This window comes from Flavonifractor sp. An4, from assembly GCF_002161755.1.
GTDB classification, from domain to species: Bacteria; Bacillota; Clostridia; order Oscillospirales; family Oscillospiraceae; genus Flavonifractor; species Flavonifractor avicola.
Window position 1 is genome coordinate 1 of record NZ_NFIL01000031.1, and the last position, 15850, is coordinate 15850.

Annotated in this window: 17 protein-coding genes; 3 read left to right on the top strand and 14 right to left on the bottom strand. The window is 59.9% G+C overall.

The annotated features are described in order from the left end of the window. Positions 1-169 precede the first annotated feature (169 nt). Together B5F94_RS12300 and B5F94_RS12305 are read right to left on the bottom strand one after the other, a co-directional pair. A complete protein-coding gene (locus B5F94_RS12300) occupies positions 170-1282 on the bottom strand; it encodes an S-layer homology domain-containing protein (protein WP_087330501.1) in 1113 nt (370 codons plus the stop codon). Continuing rightward, entirely contained in the window at positions 1279-1911 is a 633-nt protein-coding gene (locus B5F94_RS12305) for a redox-sensing transcriptional repressor Rex (protein ID WP_087188013.1), read from the bottom strand. The genes B5F94_RS12300 and B5F94_RS12305 overlap by 4 nt, the downstream gene beginning before the upstream one ends. Positions 1912-2039: 128 nt before the next feature. On the opposite strand from B5F94_RS12305, the gene B5F94_RS12310 reads away from it, so the two are divergent. The 3 genes from B5F94_RS12310 to B5F94_RS12320 are packed head-to-tail and all read left to right on the top strand — an operon-like array spanning position 2040 to position 4192. Continuing rightward, positions 2040-2429, top strand: a complete 390-nt coding sequence (locus tag B5F94_RS12310; protein WP_087330503.1) for a spore cortex-lytic protein — start codon at positions 2040-2042, stop codon at positions 2427-2429. A 12-nt stretch (positions 2430-2441) separates the two neighbouring features. After that, the gene (locus B5F94_RS12315; protein WP_087330505.1) at positions 2442-3662 is read left to right on the top strand and encodes a peptidoglycan-binding protein; all 1221 of its coding nucleotides are present in this window, start codon (positions 2442-2444) and stop codon (positions 3660-3662) included. Next, on the top strand, positions 3659-4192 hold the full coding sequence (locus B5F94_RS12320) for a peptidoglycan-binding domain-containing protein (protein WP_242959279.1): 534 nt from the start codon (positions 3659-3661) through the stop codon (positions 4190-4192). The genes B5F94_RS12315 and B5F94_RS12320 overlap by 4 nt, the downstream gene beginning before the upstream one ends. 73 nt (positions 4193-4265) lie before the next feature. Here B5F94_RS12320 and hisE read toward each other — a convergent pair whose 3' ends face one another. The 12 genes from hisE to B5F94_RS12380 all read right to left on the bottom strand — a co-directional run bounded on the left by hisE (position 4266) and on the right by B5F94_RS12380 (position 15848). Further along, positions 4266-4595, bottom strand: a complete 330-nt coding sequence (gene hisE, locus B5F94_RS12325; protein WP_087188008.1) for a phosphoribosyl-ATP diphosphatase — start codon at positions 4593-4595, stop codon at positions 4266-4268. Beyond that, entirely contained in the window at positions 4592-4921 is a 330-nt protein-coding gene (hisI, locus tag B5F94_RS12330; protein ID WP_087330507.1) for a phosphoribosyl-AMP cyclohydrolase, read from the bottom strand. Before hisI ends, hisE begins: the two co-directional genes overlap by 4 nt. 9 nt (positions 4922-4930) lie before the next feature. Continuing rightward, positions 4931-5173, bottom strand: coding sequence for a hypothetical protein (locus tag B5F94_RS12335; protein ID WP_087330508.1), 243 nt, complete (start codon positions 5171-5173; stop codon positions 4931-4933). Between the two features lie 22 nt (positions 5174-5195). Continuing rightward, positions 5196-5951, bottom strand: coding sequence for an imidazole glycerol phosphate synthase subunit HisF (hisF, locus tag B5F94_RS12340; RefSeq protein ID WP_087188005.1), 756 nt, complete (start codon positions 5949-5951; stop codon positions 5196-5198). Continuing rightward, the gene (hisA, locus tag B5F94_RS12345) at positions 5945-6667 is read right to left on the bottom strand and encodes a 1-(5-phosphoribosyl)-5-[(5-phosphoribosylamino)methylideneamino]imidazole-4-carboxamide isomerase (protein WP_087330510.1); all 723 of its coding nucleotides are present in this window, start codon (positions 6665-6667) and stop codon (positions 5945-5947) included. Before hisA ends, hisF begins: the two co-directional genes overlap by 7 nt. Further along, the gene (gene hisH, locus B5F94_RS12350) at positions 6664-7272 is read right to left on the bottom strand and encodes an imidazole glycerol phosphate synthase subunit HisH (protein WP_087330512.1); all 609 of its coding nucleotides are present in this window, start codon (positions 7270-7272) and stop codon (positions 6664-6666) included. Before hisH ends, hisA begins: the two co-directional genes overlap by 4 nt. Further along, positions 7272-7847: an imidazoleglycerol-phosphate dehydratase HisB gene (gene hisB / locus B5F94_RS12355; RefSeq protein WP_087266523.1), complete on the bottom strand. Its 576-nt coding sequence runs from the start codon at positions 7845-7847 to the stop codon at positions 7272-7274. Before hisB ends, hisH begins: the two co-directional genes overlap by 1 nt. A 12-nt stretch (positions 7848-7859) precedes the next feature. Beyond that, complete coding sequence (gene hisD / locus B5F94_RS12360; protein ID WP_087330514.1) at positions 7860-9134, bottom strand: histidinol dehydrogenase; 1275 nt, start codon at positions 9132-9134, stop codon at positions 7860-7862. Next, positions 9131-9772 carry an ATP phosphoribosyltransferase gene (gene hisG / locus B5F94_RS12365; RefSeq protein ID WP_087188000.1) on the bottom strand — a complete coding sequence of 214 codons (642 nt, stop codon included), beginning with the start codon at positions 9770-9772 and terminating at the stop codon, positions 9131-9133. The genes hisD and hisG overlap by 4 nt, the downstream gene beginning before the upstream one ends. Further along, the gene (gene hisZ, locus B5F94_RS12370; protein ID WP_087187999.1) at positions 9769-10938 is read right to left on the bottom strand and encodes an ATP phosphoribosyltransferase regulatory subunit; all 1170 of its coding nucleotides are present in this window, start codon (positions 10936-10938) and stop codon (positions 9769-9771) included. Before hisZ ends, hisG begins: the two co-directional genes overlap by 4 nt. 119 nt (positions 10939-11057) lie before the next feature. Beyond that, positions 11058-11570 (bottom strand): ferritin, encoded by a 513-nt coding sequence (locus B5F94_RS12375; protein ID WP_087266525.1) that lies wholly within the window; start codon positions 11568-11570, stop codon positions 11058-11060. A 93-nt stretch (positions 11571-11663) separates the two neighbouring features. Beyond that, the gene (locus B5F94_RS12380; protein ID WP_087330517.1) at positions 11664-15848 is read right to left on the bottom strand and encodes a PolC-type DNA polymerase III; all 4185 of its coding nucleotides are present in this window, start codon (positions 15846-15848) and stop codon (positions 11664-11666) included. Positions 15849-15850: the final 2 nt, after the last annotated feature.

Consider the following 15850-nt stretch of genomic DNA (forward strand, 5'->3'; position numbering starts at 1 on the left):
TAGTTCATATAGTCCCCTCCTGGTGTTTTGGTTGTGTGATTACTCCATTCTACCACTGGGGGCCATATGAACTCTTTTTATTTCCCTAAATTGTTGCGCTTGATAGTATAATTCACCAGATGTAATAAAAAACGCGAGCCTTACGGCTCGCGTTTTTTGTGTTGTGCATTTAACTCAGACGCAGGGCGGAAACCTCGTTCAGCACGGTCTGCATGGTGGCCTTGTCATACCCGCCGTTGGAGGCAGTGCGGTCCAGCAGGATTCCGCCGTCCTTGGTGGGAGCCGAGAGGGCACACACCGACAGATAGACTACCTGGGCCCGCAGGAAGGTGCCGCTCTCCAGCATAGTGCGTTCACTCTGACGGATGGCACCCAGCGTTACCCCCGCCTCCATGGCAGTCTGCCAGGTAAAGTCAGGATTGGTACCAGTCTCGGAATAACCCAACGCCCGGAGCACGAAGGTCATATACTCCCCTGCCGTAATGGTGTTGTTGGGGGCAAAGACCAGCTGACCGGCGGCGTTGGTGCCAATGCCGGTGGTGTAGCCCTTTTCATAGGCATAGGCCAGATAGCGGTCGGCCCAACTGGGGCTGTCCACAAAAGGATTGGCTGCTGTACTGGACAGGGCGACCTGTTCCTCCCCCAGCAGACGGATGAACATGACCAGTCCCTCCACCCGGACCGGCTGGCGCTCCAGCTCATAGCCGGAGCCGTAGGTGGCGCCGGTGCCCTTCAGAAGACCCATCTTAGTCAGACCGTCAGCCATCGCGTTATAATCTACGTTTCCGCTGGCGGAGAGGGTATAGCTTCCCTCCAGACAGAGGACTGCAGTATCAGAGGTCACAGTCACCGCCACAGCGGCGCTCTCCCCTGCCAGACAGCGGTGGCGGGCAGTCAGGCCACTGCCGGAGGCCACCGTATTGCCTGCCGTTGTATCCACCAGCACGCCACCGGAGGCCGTAGCACTTCCTGCCAGCAGCATCACGCCGGAGCCGGAGGTAAGGGTCAGCACATCGCCCTTTTTAAAGCGCAGGTCATTGAGTCCGGACGTTCCGCCTGCTTGAGCCAAATATGCGGAATGCTCGCTGTTGAGTTGGTTCAGCGCCTGATGATAGACAGGTGCCGTCAATTCCTCCACCCGCTGCTCCGCCTGCTTCAGGGCCTCATCGGTAAACGTACCATTTACATAACTTTTGCTCACCAAAGACTGGTCGGCGGCTACCACCGCCCCGCAGCTCACCAGGATCACCCCGGCAAGCAAGATTGCCGCTGCTTTTTTCATGCGTCCTCCGAGATCATATAGCTGAGGGCCAACAGGCTGTCCGCAAAGTGAACATCTTCAATGACCACGCCCGGCGCCTCCACCGTCAGCTCGCTGTTAGTAAAATTCCAGATACCCCGTACACCGGCTCGCACCAGCCGACTGGCGGTGGTATTGGCAACGCTCCGGGGCACGGTCAATACACCGATGCTGGCCGGATGCTCCACCAGATACTCCTCCAGCCGATCCACATGATAAATGGGCACGCCAGAGCGAGTCTGGCCCACGATCTCCGGGGCCACGTCAAAGGCCGCGGCCAGCGCCACACCCGAGCGCTCAAAGTGGAAGTTCTCCATCAGGGCCCGGCCCAGATTGCCCGCGCCCAGAATAACCGCCGTATGTCCCCGGTTCATACCCAGGATATCAGAGATCTCATCCCGCAGTTTCTCCACGTTATAACCATATCCCTGCTGGCCAAATTCCCCAAAGCAGGACAGATCCTGCCGGATCTGGGAGGCTGTCAATCCCATGGAGCGGCCCAGAGCACTGGATGAAATACGCTCCACACCGGCCGTATGCAGGTCCGTCAAATGGCGGTAATACCGGGGCAGCCGCCGAATCACCGCACTGGACACCTTTTGCTTTCTCATGCGCCATCACACTCGTTCCAGAGGATATCTTTCCTATTCAGTTTACTCAAAACCGGCCCCGATGTCAACGCCTCACGGGCAATTCCTCCGTTGACGGCATAGAGTGGAAAGAAAAGGAGGAATGCAACTTGGCCGCAACAGGAACCATTCTGACCCGGGTATTTACGTCCCGGGCCCAGATCCCGGTGGCAGGCGCCACCGTAGCTTTTACCCAGCGGGGCACCGAAGGACGCCACACCCTGCTGGCCCTGCGGGTCACCGACGCCAATGGCCGCACCACACCGGTTCAGGTAGAAACGCCTGACGCCTCAGCCAGCGAGTCTCCCGGCACCGTCACTCCCTTTGCCGTGTGTGATATCTGGGCTGAGACCCCGGGCTATGAACTGCTGGTGGTGGAGAACGTCCAGATCTTTGCCGGCACCCAGACCTTGCAGGAGCTGGAGCTCATCCCTCTGCCGGAGCAGTCTGCCATTCTGCTGCCGGAGGACCCGGTCAACGTACCGCCTCAGAATCTGTAAAGGAGGGATACCATGCCAGAATCGCTGCCCATTACCCCCTATGTGCCGCAATACATCACCGTCCATCTGGGCCCGCCGGGCTCCAGCGCGGAGAATGTGACGGTATCCTTTCCGGAGTATGTGAAAAACGTGGCCTCCAGCGAGATCTACCCCACCTGGGAGCCCGCCGCCCTCCAGGCCAACATCCTGGCCATCATCTCTTTCGCACTTAACCGGGTATACACCGAGTTCTATCCCAGCCGGGGCTACCCCTTCAATATCACCTCCTCCACCGCCTACGACCAGAAATTTATCAAGGGCCGTAACATCTTTGAAAATATCAGCCAGCTGGTGGATGAGATGTTCAACTCCTACATACGGCGCATCGGCTTTGTAGAGCCTCTGGCCGCCAAATTCTGCAACGGCACCACCGTCACCTGCGACGGGCTGTCCCAGTGGGGCAGCCAGGCCATGGCGGAACAGGGGGCGGACTATATGACCATCCTGCGCTCCTACTACGGCGATAACATTGAGCTGGTGACCAACGCCCCGGTCCAGGGCATCCGCTACTCCTACCCCGGCTATCCTATCCGCCGGGGAGACAGAGGCGAGGCGGTCCAGCGCATCCAGGTCATGCTCAACCGTATCTCCCGGGACTACCCAGCCATACCCAAGGTCTACCCGGTGGACGGGGTTTTTGGTCCCACTACGGAGGCAGCGGTAGAGAAATTCCAGTCCATCTTTGACCTGACCCCCGACGGTATCGTGGGCAACTCCACCTGGTACAAGATGGTGTTTCTCTATGTAGGGGTGCTGGATCTGGCAGAGCTCATCAGTCAGGGGCAGACCTATTACCCCGGCAGCGGAAGCCAGCCCTTCCCCAACGTGCTGGCCGAGGGCGCCAGAGGCGATTCGGTACGAACCGTACAATATGTGCTGTCGGTAGTGTCGGAGTTCTACAGCAATATCCCCCGGGTGGCCATCGACGGCATCTACGGTCCCGCCACAAAAAACGCTGTCATCGCGGTTCAGCGCATGGCCGGCCTGCCCCAGGACGGTATCATGGGTCCACAGACCTGGGCCGCCCTCTACCGGCTCTATGCCGGTATCGCGGACACGGTGGAGACCTATACCAACGTGATCCCGGAGCAATTCCGCCCCGACCTGCCCGAAAGTCAGGCCACCGGCCTGACTCAGTATCCCGGCCAGCCCATGACCCTGGGTTCCGCCGATGAGAGAGGAGTAACCCAATGATCGTGCCCCAAGAGATCCGACTGATCGGCCAGCCGGTCCGCAGCCTGCAAACCATGCTGCGGGAGCTGTCCTTCCTCTACGACTTCCTCCCCCGCCTCACTCCTGATGGGGTCTTTGGGGAGCGCACCCTGGAGGCCGTCATGCTCTTTCAGCGAGAATTCTTCCCGCCGGTCACCGGTCGGGTGGACCAGGCCACCTGGGAGGCCATCGTAGCCCTCTTCTTGCAGGCCAGAGCCAGGCTGGCCGGGCCTCTCCCCTGCCGCGGCTACCCCAACTGTGATTTTTCCGTTCAGCCTGACCAGGACAGCGTCCACCTCTATCTGGTGCAGTCCATGTTCCGGGCACTGGCCCGCCTCCTCAATGGCATCCAGTCCACCCCGGTCACCGGCCAGAACGACACCGCCACTCAGCATAATATCCGCTGGGTCCAGCAGTTGGACGGCCGGCCCCAGACCGGCGTACTGGATCAGGACAGCTGGAATACCATCAGCCGTCTATATACGCTGTTCGTCACCTACGGGCAGAAATAGACTACTGCAGCTATTTCTGTAAAAGAAATAGGGTCGATGCAGAGTTTTCCTCTGCATCGACCCCGCTCTTTTCTCAGGTCTCGTGGTCCACTGTCTTCATCTGTTTCAGATTGCCGATCTTATGACTCCGACGCTCCAATTCGGCCAGCACCGCGTCCAGAGGGATGTTCTGGTCGGCCATCATCACCATCAGGTGGTAGATGAGGTCGGAAATCTCTCCCACCGTCTCCTCCTGCTTGCCGTTCTTGGCGGCAATGATGGTCTCGGAGCACTCTTCCCCCACCTTCTTCAGGATTTTGTCCAGGCCCTTATCAAACAGGTAGCAGGTGTAGGACCCCTCCTGGGGATCGCTCTTGCGGCCCAGCACCACCTGGTACAGGTCCTGTAAAATGGTATCGCTCATGGTGTTTCCTCCCAAATCGTGTTAAAAAAGCAGCTGCGTGCTCCGGTATGGCAGGTGGGGCCCTCCGGGGTGCAGAGATAGAGCAGGGTGTCGGTGTCACAGTCGGTAACCATCTTCTTCACATGGAGGAAGTGGCCCGAACTCTCGCCCTTATTCCACAGTTTCTGGCGGCTGCGGGACCAGAACCAGGCGGTCTTGGTCTTTAAGGTCAGCTCTACCGCCTCTTTGTTGGTAAAGCCCAGCATCAAAATATCTTTGGTATCCGCGTCCTGGATGATGACGGGGATCAAATCGGATTTCTGAAACAAAAGGTCCAGATCCAGCATACTATCACCTCAAAACTCCCAGGGCGGCTTCTCCTCTTTCCAGTCCCAGGGATCTTCTCCTCCCCGCCGGTCCCGGCGGGCGGTCAGCTTGGTCTGCTCCGCCGATGTGCGAGACGCCGGCCGGCTGGTGGCCGGTCTTTGTTTCACCGGTTTCCGCATCTGGTTCCCGCCCGGCAGTCGCTTTCCAGTCAACTGATTGACATTGTCTTCTCCAATCAGATCGGACACCAGATCAAAAATGTTATCCAGCATATCATCTTCCCCCTTGTGTGAGTTATCGCACCGGGATCTGTCTGGTTTCAAGATACTCCTTTACCTGGGGCACTGTCAACTCCCCAAAATGGAATAAAGAGGCTGCCAGGGCCGCGTCGCACCCGGTCTCTTCAAATACCTCCGCAAAATGGGCCAGGCTACCGCAGCCACCGGAGGCAATCACGGGGATGGATACCGCATTGGTGACCGCTTTTGTCATGGCCAGATCAAAACCAGCCTTGGTTCCATCTGCGTCCATGGAGGTGAGCAAAATCTCTCCCGCTCCCAGGGCCTCGCCCTTCTTCACCCATTCGATGAGGTCCATGCCGGTGGGCTTGCGGCCTCCGGCCACCACCACCTCCCAGGTGCCGTCTCCCCGGGACCGGGCGTCCACCGCCAGCACCACGCACTGGGAACCAAACCGCTCTGCCGCTTCGGAAATCAGTTCAGGCCGGGCCACGGCGGCGGAGTTGACAGAGATCTTGTCCGCCCCTGCCCGCAGCAGCCGCTGGAAGTCCTCCAGAGTACGGATGCCACCCCCCACGGTTAGTGGGACAAAGACCTGAGCGGCGGTGCGTTCTACCACGTCGGCCACGGTATCCCGGGCATCACTGGTGGCGGTGATGTCAAGAAAGACGATCTCATCAGCTCCCTGATCGGAATAGTATTTGGCCAGCTCCACCGGGTCGCCGGCGTCTCGGATATTGACGAAGTTGACCCCCTTCACCACACGGCCGTCCCGCACATCCAGGCAGGGAATGATTCGTTTGGCTAACACTGCTCCCCCGCCTCCTTTACCGCTTGTGCCAGGTCCACCGTTCCGGCGTAGTAGGCCTTGCCGATGATGGCTCCATACAACTCCATGCCGTTCAGCTTGGACAGGTCTCCGTTGGAGGATACCCCGCCGGAGGCCACGATCTGACAGCTTACCGCTTCTTGAAGCGCAGCCAGCCGGTCAAAAGAAGGGCCGGACAACATCCCATCGGTAGCGATATCTGTAAAGATAATCGTCCTTACACCTATCGCCTCCATGGACTTGGCGAAGTCCAGGTAGTTGAGGCCGGAGGACTGCTCCCATCCGGCGGTCTTGACGATGCCGTCCATGGCATCAATGCCCACGGCAATGCGCTCGCCATACTTGGCTACCGCCTCTTTCACAAACTCCGGATGGCTGACGGCGGCGGAGCCGATCACGCACCGCCAAACTCCCAGGGCAAAGACCTCCTCCAGGTCGGCCATAGAGCGGATACCGCCCCCCAGCTCCACCTTCAGGCCGGAGCTCTGAGCCACCGCCTGCACAATGGCGCCGTTCTGCCGGGCTCCACTGCGGGCTCCGTCCAGGTCCACCATGTGGATATGGCGGGCCCCGGCGTCATAAAAGGCCTTTGCAGTCGCCAGCGGATCATCCGCCACCTGGTGAGCCGTTGCGAAATCTCCTTTGTAAAGGCGGACAGCCTTACCATCTTTCAAATCAATGGCGGGAAATAAGATCATCTGTTCAGCCCTCCGAAGTTTTTCAGAATCTGCAAGCCCACCTCACCACTCTTCTCCGGGTGGAACTGGCAGCCGTACACGTTGCCCTTCTGCACCGCCGCCACCACCGGGATACCGTAGTCGGTCTGGGCGATAACGGTGGCCGGGTCAGCGGCCACGCCACAGAAGGAGTGGACAAAGTAGACGTAGCTACCCTCCTCCACCCCAGCAAACAGCGGAGACGGGTTGGGGTAGCTCAGGCTGTTCCAGCCGATGTGGGGCAGCTTAAGATTGGTCTCAATCTTACGGACACAGCCAGGTACAAGTCCAAGTCCTTTACACTCCCGCACCTCTTCGCCCCGGTCGAAGAGCAGCTGCATTCCCAGGCAGATGCCCAGGATGGGTTTGCGTTCTGCCTGGGCCACCAGCACCTGGTCCAGACCGGTCCCCCGCAGCTTGTCCGCCGCGTCGGGGAAGGCCCCTACGCCGGGCAGGATGATGGCGTCAGCCCGTTCCAGCTCCCCGGGGGCGCTGGTGATACAGGTTTTCAGGCCCAGGTAGTCCATGGCGTTGGTCACGCTCTTCAAATTGCCCACGCCGTAGTCCACGATAGCGGTATAACCCATCACAGCACCCCCTTGGTGGAGGTGACCCCGGTACCGGTAATCTGCACGGCCTCCTTGACCGCCACACCCAGGGACTTGAACAGGGCCTCAGTAATGTGGTGGGCGTTCTTTCCGTAGTGGCACTTCATATGTAAAGTTAATCCACTATTCACCGCGAAGGCCCTCATAAACTCCTCGGTAAGGCAGGAATCATAGGCCCCGATCATGGGTTGAGGCATCTCGGCGTCAAACACCAGAAAGGGCCGGTTGGAGAAATCCAGGGCGGTAAAGCATAGGGCCTCATCCATGGGGATGAAGGCAGAGGCAAACCGCCGGATGCCCTTCCGGTCCCCCAGTGCCTCCTTCATGGCCTGGCCCAGCACGATGCCTATATCTTCCACGGTGTGGTGCCCGTCCACCTCCAGATCGCCCTGGACATAGAGCTCCAGGCCCAGCCCACCATAGAAGGCGAAAGCCGTCAGCATATGATCGAAAAAGCCGATACCGGTGTGGACGTCCACCCCTCCTCCCTCCAGAGAGAGGGTCAGGCGGATATCGGTCTCCTTGGTGGTGCGGGTCAGTTGGGCTGTTCTCATGGTCATTCTCCTTTACTCAAACCGCACCCTGATGGAATTGGCGTGGGCGGTGAGATGCTCCGCATTGGCCAGGGTGATGATCTGCTCCTTAATGGGACCCAAGCTGGCCTGGTCATATTGGATGACACTCATAGTCTTGAGGAAGCTGTCCACGCTGAGGGGCGAGAAGAACCGGGCGGTACCGCTGGTGGGCAGCACATGGTCAGGTCCGGCCAGATAGTCCCCCAGAGGTTCCGGGGACCAGGCGCCCAGGAACACCGCACCGGCGTTCTTGATGGAGGGCAGCAGGGCCCGGGGGTCCTCGGTGACGATCTCCAAGTGCTCCGGGGCTACCTCGTTGGCCAGGGCGGCGCAGTCAGCCAGACTATCGCACACGATGGCGCAGCCAAAGTCCCGCAGGGAGCACTCCATGATCTCAGAACGGTCCAGATAGCCAGTCTGGCGGATAATTTCAGCGTCCACCGCCTGGGCCAGTTCCATGGAATCGGTGAGCAGCACGGCGGAGGCCAGCTTGTCGTGCTCCGCCTGGCTCAGCAGGTCGGCGGCTACAAATTTGGGGTTGGCCTTGCCATCTGCGATAATCAATATCTCGGAAGGCCCTGCCACCATGTCGATGTCCAGCTTGCCGTAGGCCTGTCGCTTGGCGGAGGCCACAAAGGCGTTGCCGGGGCCCACCAGCTTATCCACCCGGGGGATGAATCCAGCCCCGTAGGTCAGGGCCGCCACCGCCTGGGCGCCGCCGACAGCAATGACCCGGTCCACCCCGGCGATCTTGGCAGCGGCCAGCACAGCATCGTTCAGGTTCTCGGTGGGGGGCGTCACCATAACGATCTCCTCCACCCCGGCCACCTTGGCAGGCACCGCATTCATCATCACACTGCTGGGGTAGGCTGCCGTGCCGCCGGGCACATAGATTCCCACCCGGGTCAGGCCACGGACCACCCGGCCCACCACGCCCCCGTCAGGGGAAGTCCACTCCATGGTATGGGTAAGCAGTTTCTCATTGTAATCCTTGATGTTGGCCGCCGCCCGCTCCAGGGCGGAAATCAAGTCCGCCGGGCAGCGGTCATAGGCCGCCTGGAGCTCCGCCTGGGAGATCTCACGGGGTTCAGCCTTATCAAAGCGGAGAGAATAGTCCCGCACCGCTTCAAAACCCTTCTCCCGGACCGTCTCCATAATCTCGGCTGCCGCCGCGTCAATGGCCTGGTTTGCCTGGGCCGCCCGGGCCTTCATAGCGCTGATAACCGCTTTTTCGGCCGCGCCGTCTGCTTTTACGATCTGAATCATGTCCGCTTCTCCAATTCTCCCTCACAACGGGCTATAAAGTCTTCAATCTGATTCTTGTACAGCTTCATGCTGGCAGTATTCACGATAAGCCGGGCAGAAACCGGCGCCACATCCTCGATGGGCACCAGACCGTTGGCCTTCAGAGTAGCTCCCGTCTCCACGATATCCACGATGGCGTCGGCCAGGCCCAGAATGGGGGCCAGCTCCACGCTGCCCTCGATCTTGATGATATCCACGTCCATACCCTTGCCTGCAAAGAAGGCACGGGTCACCTCCGGGTACTTAGAGGCGATGCGCCGGGTCTTGTAGGTACCATAGAAGTCGCTCCCCGCCTTGACGGCCAGGGCGAACCGGCATTTGCCGAACCCCAGGTCCAGCACTTCATAGAAGGAGCCTCCCTTCTCCAGGATGGTGTCCTTCCCTACGATGCCCAGGTCGCACACCCCATGCTCCACATAGGTGATGACATCGGGCGCCTTGGCCAGCACCGCGTCCAGAGGGTAGTTGGGCACACAGTGGACCAGACGGCGGCCCGGGTCCTTGATGGGGGAACAGTCCAGCCCAGCCCCCTCAAAGAGCTCCATGCTCTTGTCCAGCAGCCGCCCCTTGGTAATGGCGATCTTCAGCCGCTCACTCATACCCGCACCGTCCTTTCTCCGTCCTTATCCAAAACCAGCACCATCTCCGCGCCCTTGTCCCGGGCCAGATTCAGGCTGGACTCCAAAGTCCGGCAGGGGGACAGCTCGCAGGTACCGGCAGGGCGGCCATCCACCGCCTCCAGGGCCTGGGCCAGATAGCCCGGCTCATAGTGGACCACGGTGCGCAGCACCGGCAGCACCATCTCAGGCAGGGTGCGGGCCACCGCGTCCACGTCCACGGCAAAGCCGGTGGCCTGGGCCTCCCGGCCAAAGATACCCACCAGGTTATCGTACCGACCGCCGGAGAGCACAGCGTCCCCCGCTCCCTCTACATAGCCCCGGAAGACTACGCCGGTGTAATAGTCGATCTGGTGGACCATGCCCAGATCGAAGCGGATATAGGGGCCGTAGCCCGCGGCGGACAGCTCGTCATACAGCTCGGACAGGTAATCCACCGCCGGAGTCTTCCCCGCCAGCTTCTCTGCTTGACCCAGCACCTCCACCCCGCCAAAGAGGCGGCTGAGCTGTTCCAGGGCGGCACAGGCCGGGTTGCCCCGGTAAGGCTCCAGGAAATCCTTCAGGGCCGCGAAGTTCTTGCCCTCGATGAGGGCCCGGATCTCCTCCACGGCGGAATTCTCCAATTCCAGCCGACCTGCCAGCTCCCGGAAGTACCCGGCGTGACCCAGCTCAACATGGAACTTGGGGGCTCCGCAGCACCGCAGGGCATCAATGGCGGTAACAATGATCTCCACGTCCGCCTTCTTCCCTTTTGCACCGATGAGCTCCACCCCGCACTGGGGAATTTCCCGGCTGCCGCCGTTGTGGGCGGGGTTGGCGCGGTACACTGTCTGATCGTAGTACAGCCGCTGAGGCATGGCCACCGCCTTCAGCTTGGTGGCAGCTACCCGTGCAATGGGGGTGGTGGAGTCGGGCCGCATGACGCAGAACTTACCGCTGGGGTCCCCTACTTTGATCATGCGCTCCTGGGGAATAGCGCTGCCCGACCGGGCAAAGAGATCATAGAACTCGGTCTCCGGGGTGGAGACCTCCAGAAACCCCCGCTGACGGAACAGGCGGGTTAGCTTAGCCTGGACCTGCCGCCGCTCCTGGCACTCGGCAAACAGCCGGTCCCGGGTGCCCTCGGGGGTATTGATGTTGAATTTCATGGGATCACGCCCTTTGCTTTATCACTTTACCACGCTAATATACTATAGCATCCCAATTTTGTCAAGTGCGAACCGAATAAAATACGGGCAGCCCCCTGGGGGCTGCCCGCTGCAATCGCTTAAAGAACCAGACTGGGGGCGCTGTAGACCCGGGCAGCCATTTCACTGTTAAGCATATACAGGCCCTTGGCGTCATCTCCAAAGAGCTTCATTTTTTTGATCATGTCCTCCGCGTTCTTTTCCTCCTCACCCTGCTCCTTGACAAACCAGTCCAGGAACTGCGTGGTGCGGAAATCCTTGGCGGCCTGAGCAGCCTCATAAATGTTGTGGATCAGGCCGGTAACATAGCGCTCATGCTCCAGGCCGAACTCCAGCACCTCCAGCTTGTCCTTGAGCTCCTTATCCGGCTTCTGGATGGTATCCAGAGTGACCTTGCAGCCGTTGTTCTGCAGGTATTGGAGGAAGAGCATGGCGTGATCCCGCTCCTCCTGGGCCTGTACCTTGTACCAGTTGGAGAAGCCGTCCAGTCCGATCTCGTCATAGTAGATGGAAAAGTCCAGATAGAGGTAGGCGGAATAGAATTCCTTATTCACCTGTACATTCAGCAGCTCAGCAACCTTTTGATCCAACATGGTCACACACCTCATTTATGTAATAGGATGAGTTTATGGTATCATTTTCCCAGTCAAAATACAAGCCCACAAAGGGGGACGGTATGCCTTTCCTTAAAATCCGTCAAACAGCGTGATCTGACTGGTGTCTGGCATACCGTCCAGGGCACCCACTGCTTTCAGCTGCTCAATGTGGGTCTTGGACACCTTGGGGCAGGCGGCGGAGAATTCCTCGATGGAGATGAACCGCTTACCCTGCCGCTGCTCCATAATGGACAGGGCCGCCGTCTCACCCAGGCCAGGGATGGAGGTAAAGGGCGGCAGCAGGGTCCCCTTCTCCATATCGGGCAGGAAGTTGATTGCGTGGGAGCGGTACAGGTCCATATGCTCAAAGGTGAAGCCCCGAAGATAGAACTCGTACACCACTTCCAGGGTGACCAGGGTATCCTCCTCCACAGGAGTGGGCTTCTCCTTGCTCTCGATCTCCTTCATCTTGGCCTTGCACACATCCATGCCCATACACATACAGGTGGCGTCGAAAGCCTTGGCCCGGATGGAGAAGAAAGCGGCGTAGAAGGCCAGGGGGTGGTGTACCTTGAACCAGGCAATGCGGAAGGCCATCATAACGTAAGCCACGGCGTGGGCCTTGGGGAACAGGTACTTGATCTTCTTACAGGAGCCGATATACCAGTCGGGCACACCGGCGGCCTTCATCTCCTCCTCTGCTCCCTCAGGCAGGCCTCTTCCCTTTCGCACCGCCTCCATGATCTTGAAGGAGCGCTTCTCCGGCATACCGCAGGAGATCAGGAAGATCATGATATCGTCACGACAGCCGATGGCCTGGCCAACAGGGATACCCTGATCCACGATCAGGTCCCGGGCATTGCCCAGCCACACATCGGTGCCGTGGGAGAAGCCGGACAGGCGCAGCAGGATATCGAACTGGTGGGGCTGGGTGTCCATGAGCATTCCCCGGGTGAACTTGGTGTTGAACTCAGGAATGGCCACGGCTCCGGTGGGGCCCAGAATGGGGTCGTCCTCAAAGCCCAGCACCTTGGAGGAGGTGAAGATACTCATGGTGTCCTTGTCGTCCAGAGGGATCTTCTGGGGGTCCACCCCCGTCAGGTCCTGAAGCATTCGGATCATGGTGGGATCATCGTGGCCCAGCATATCCAGCTTCAGCAGATTGGACTCCATGGAGTGATATTCAAAGTGGGTGGTGATGATGTCGCTGTCCGGGTCGTCGGCGGGGTGCTGCACCGGGCAGAAGTCGTAGATCTCACGGTTCTGGGGAATGACCACCATGCCGCCGGGGTGCTGGCCGGTGGTGCGCTTAACGCCGCTGCATCCCAGGGACAAACGGTTCTCCTCCGCACGGGTGCCGTGGAGCCCGTGGTCATCCAGGTAGTGCTTCACATAGCCGAAGGCAATTTTGTCCTTCACCGTACCAATGGTGCCCGCCCGGAACACATGGGTCTGTCCAAACAGTTCAAAGGTATAGCGGTGGGCGCTGGACTGATATTCGCCGGAGAAGTTCAGGTCGATATCAGGCACCTTGTCGCCGCCGAAGCCCAGGAAGGTCTCAAAGGGGATGTTGAAGCCGTCCTTGTCATAGGGGGTGCCGCACACCGGACAGTTGGCATCCGGCATATCGGCGCCGCAGCCGATGCCCAGTTCCTTGGCCGCCTCAAAGTCAGAGTGCTTGCACTTGGGGCAGCGGTAGTGGGGCGGCAACGAGTTCACCTCGGTGATACCCGACATGAAGGCCACCAGAGAGGAGCCTACCGAACCACGGGAACCCACCAGATAGCCGTGGTCCAGGGAGTCCTGCACCAGCTTCTGGGCCGACATATAAATCACGTCATACTTACACTTGATGATATCCCCCAGCTCGGCGTTGATCCGGTCCACCACAATCTGAGGCGGTTCCTCACCGTAAAGTGCTTTCGCCTTATCCCATACCAGCCGGGTCAGCTCCTCGGCGGAGTTTTCAATCTTGGGGGCAAACAGGCCCTTGGGCAGGGGCACCACGTCCTCGCACCAGTCGGCCACCAGATTGGTGTTGCGTACCACCACCTCATAGGCCTTCTCCTTCCCCAGGTAGGCAAACTCATCCAGCATCTCCTGGGTAGTCTTGAAGTAGAGGGGCAGAGGCGAGTCGGCGTCGTCAAAGCCCTTGGAGGCCAGCAGGATATGGCGGTAGATCTCATCCTCCGGGTCCAGAAAATGGACGTCGCCGGTGGCGCACACCGGCTTGTCCAGTGCCTCGCCCAGAGCCACCACCGTGCGGTTGAAGTCCCGCAGCTCCTCCTGGCTCTTCACCATCCCCTTGCGGAGCATAAAGGCGTTGTTGCACAGGGGCTGGATCTCCAGGAAGTCGTACCAGGAGGCAATGCGCTTGAGCTCGTTCCACTCCTTCCGTTTGACGATGGCCTGGAACAGCTCGCCGGCCTCGCAGGCAGAGCCGATGATAAGACCCTCACGGTGCTGGTTGATGAGGCTCTTGGGCATGATGGGGTACCGCTTGAAGTGGTCCAGATAGGAGGCGGAGATCAGCTTATAGAGGTTCCGCAGGCCCAGCTGATTCTTGGCCAGCACGATCAGGTGCTTGGGCTGCCGCTTGGCCTTGCCGCCGGAGCGGAGCTTGGACATGGCCGGGTTGATCTGCTGAAGGGTATGCACCCCCAGGTCGGCCAGCATCCGGAAGAAGGGTACCAGCATATAGCCCACCGTGGCCGCGTCGTCATAGGCCCGGTGATGGTTGAAAGCAGGCAGATTCAGGTGGTTGGCCACGATATCCAGCTTATACTTGCCCAGGTCGGGCAGCAGGTTCTGGGCCAGGATCAGGCTGTCCAGAGAGGTATTCTCGAAAGGCCGGCCCATGCGGCGGCAGGCCTCCCCAATAAAGCCCATATCGAACTCCGCGTTGTGGGCGGCCAGAGGCCGGTCCCCCACGAAGTCCAGGAACTCATTGACCGCCTCCTCCTGGGAGGGGGCCCCCTTCAGCATCTCATCCGTGATGCCGGTGAGCTGGGTGATCTCCCGGGTCAGGGGCCGGCCCGGGTCGGCGAAGGTGGAGAACTGCTCCACCACTTCCCCGTTCCGCAGCACCACGGCGCCGATCTCAGTGATGGCCTCGGTGCGCTTGTCCAGGCCGGTGGTCTCAATATCAAAGCAGACGATATCTTGTGTAAAGTCCTGATCCTTGTCACCGTGGATGACCACCCGGTCATCCACGTCGTTGATGAAGTAGGCCTCCACACCGTAGAGGATCTTGATGTTCTTGGCCGAGTGCCAGGCGTTGGGGAAGGAATGGGCCACTCCGTGGTCGGTGATGGCGATGGCCCGGTGGCCCCACCGCTCCGCCCGCTTCACCACGTTCTTGTCCACGCCGATGGGAGAGTCCATCTTGGAGCCCACAGCGGTAAGGGCATCCATGGCCGACATATTGGTATGGAGGTGGAGCTCCACCCGTTTCTCGGGGGCGTTGTCCATCTTGGGCTCTTTTTTGCCCTCCATCACCGCGAAGGGCTCCAGCACCATGTCACCGGTAAAGCGGTCGATATTCAGCTTACCCTGGATAAAGAGATGCTGACCTTTCTTCACACCCTCTACCAAGGGCTTGCCCTCATCGCCGGGGAAAAACTTGTTGACCCGCACGGAGCCGGTATAGTCGGTCACGTCGAAGGACACCACCCAGGCCTCCCGCCGCTTCAACTCCCGGTGGTCTACCGCGAACACGTCGCCCTCCACAATGACGGTACCCATATCCAGATCCAGGGTACCCATTGGGATAGGTTCCTTCTTGATCTCATGGCGTCCGTAAAGCAATTTCCCTTTCCCCTCTTTAGGGGTCTTTTTCTCTGCGGGACGGGCCACCTTCAGGCTCTCCAGAGCTTTGCGGCGGATCTCCTCGGTACGGCGGAAGGCCGCGGCGGCATCATCCTCCACCGGCGGCTTTTGGGGCTGCTGGACGGGAGCAGGCTGCTCCGGAACCGGGACGGCTGCCGCAGGCTTCCGGGGCGCTTCGGGCGCAGGAGCAGACTCATCCCCAGCCGGGACAGTCATCTCCAGCGACACCTGTTCCACCCGGTAGGCCAAGGCAATGCTGCGCTCGATTTGGCGGCGCAGCTCCTCCGCCGGGAGCGCAGTGCACTCCACCTGGGCCTTGATGGACCGGGTATGTTTATCGATGACCGCCCGGGTCACTAGGTAGCCCTGGACCATCGCCGTCAGCTCCGGGCCGGGCCGCCAGGCGGAAAACAGTTTTAAAAATGGGATCTTTTGTGCTTGAGGCATAG

Coding starts and splice junctions, on each gene's coding strand:
- hisI (WP_087330507.1), bottom strand. CDS start 4,921: ATGCTGGATCTGGACCTTTTGTTTCAGAAATCCGATTTGATCCCCGTC.
- hisE (WP_087188008.1), bottom strand. CDS start 4,595: ATGAGCGATACCATTTTACAGGACCTGTACCAGGTGGTGCTGGGCCGC.
- B5F94_RS12315 (WP_087330505.1), top strand. CDS start 2,442: ATGCCAGAATCGCTGCCCATTACCCCCTATGTGCCGCAATACATCACC.
- B5F94_RS12335 (WP_087330508.1), bottom strand. CDS start 5,173: ATGCTGGATAACATTTTTGATCTGGTGTCCGATCTGATTGGAGAAGAC.
- hisZ (WP_087187999.1), bottom strand. CDS start 10,938: ATGAAATTCAACATCAATACCCCCGAGGGCACCCGGGACCGGCTGTTT.
- hisG (WP_087188000.1), bottom strand. CDS start 9,772: ATGAGTGAGCGGCTGAAGATCGCCATTACCAAGGGGCGGCTGCTGGAC.
- B5F94_RS12320 (WP_242959279.1), top strand. CDS start 3,659: ATGATCGTGCCCCAAGAGATCCGACTGATCGGCCAGCCGGTCCGCAGC.
- B5F94_RS12300 (WP_087330501.1), bottom strand. CDS start 1,282: ATGAAAAAAGCAGCGGCAATCTTGCTTGCCGGGGTGATCCTGGTGAGC.
- B5F94_RS12380 (WP_087330517.1), bottom strand. CDS start 15,848: ATGCCTCAAGCACAAAAGATCCCATTTTTAAAACTGTTTTCCGCCTGG.
- hisH (WP_087330512.1), bottom strand. CDS start 7,272: ATGGGTTATACCGCTATCGTGGACTACGGCGTGGGCAATTTGAAGAGC.
- hisD (WP_087330514.1), bottom strand. CDS start 9,134: ATGATTCAGATCGTAAAAGCAGACGGCGCGGCCGAAAAAGCGGTTATC.
- hisA (WP_087330510.1), bottom strand. CDS start 6,667: ATGATCTTATTTCCCGCCATTGATTTGAAAGATGGTAAGGCTGTCCGC.
- B5F94_RS12375 (WP_087266525.1), bottom strand. CDS start 11,570: ATGTTGGATCAAAAGGTTGCTGAGCTGCTGAATGTACAGGTGAATAAG.
- hisB (WP_087266523.1), bottom strand. CDS start 7,847: ATGAGAACAGCCCAACTGACCCGCACCACCAAGGAGACCGATATCCGC.
- B5F94_RS12305 (WP_087188013.1), bottom strand. CDS start 1,911: ATGAGAAAGCAAAAGGTGTCCAGTGCGGTGATTCGGCGGCTGCCCCGG.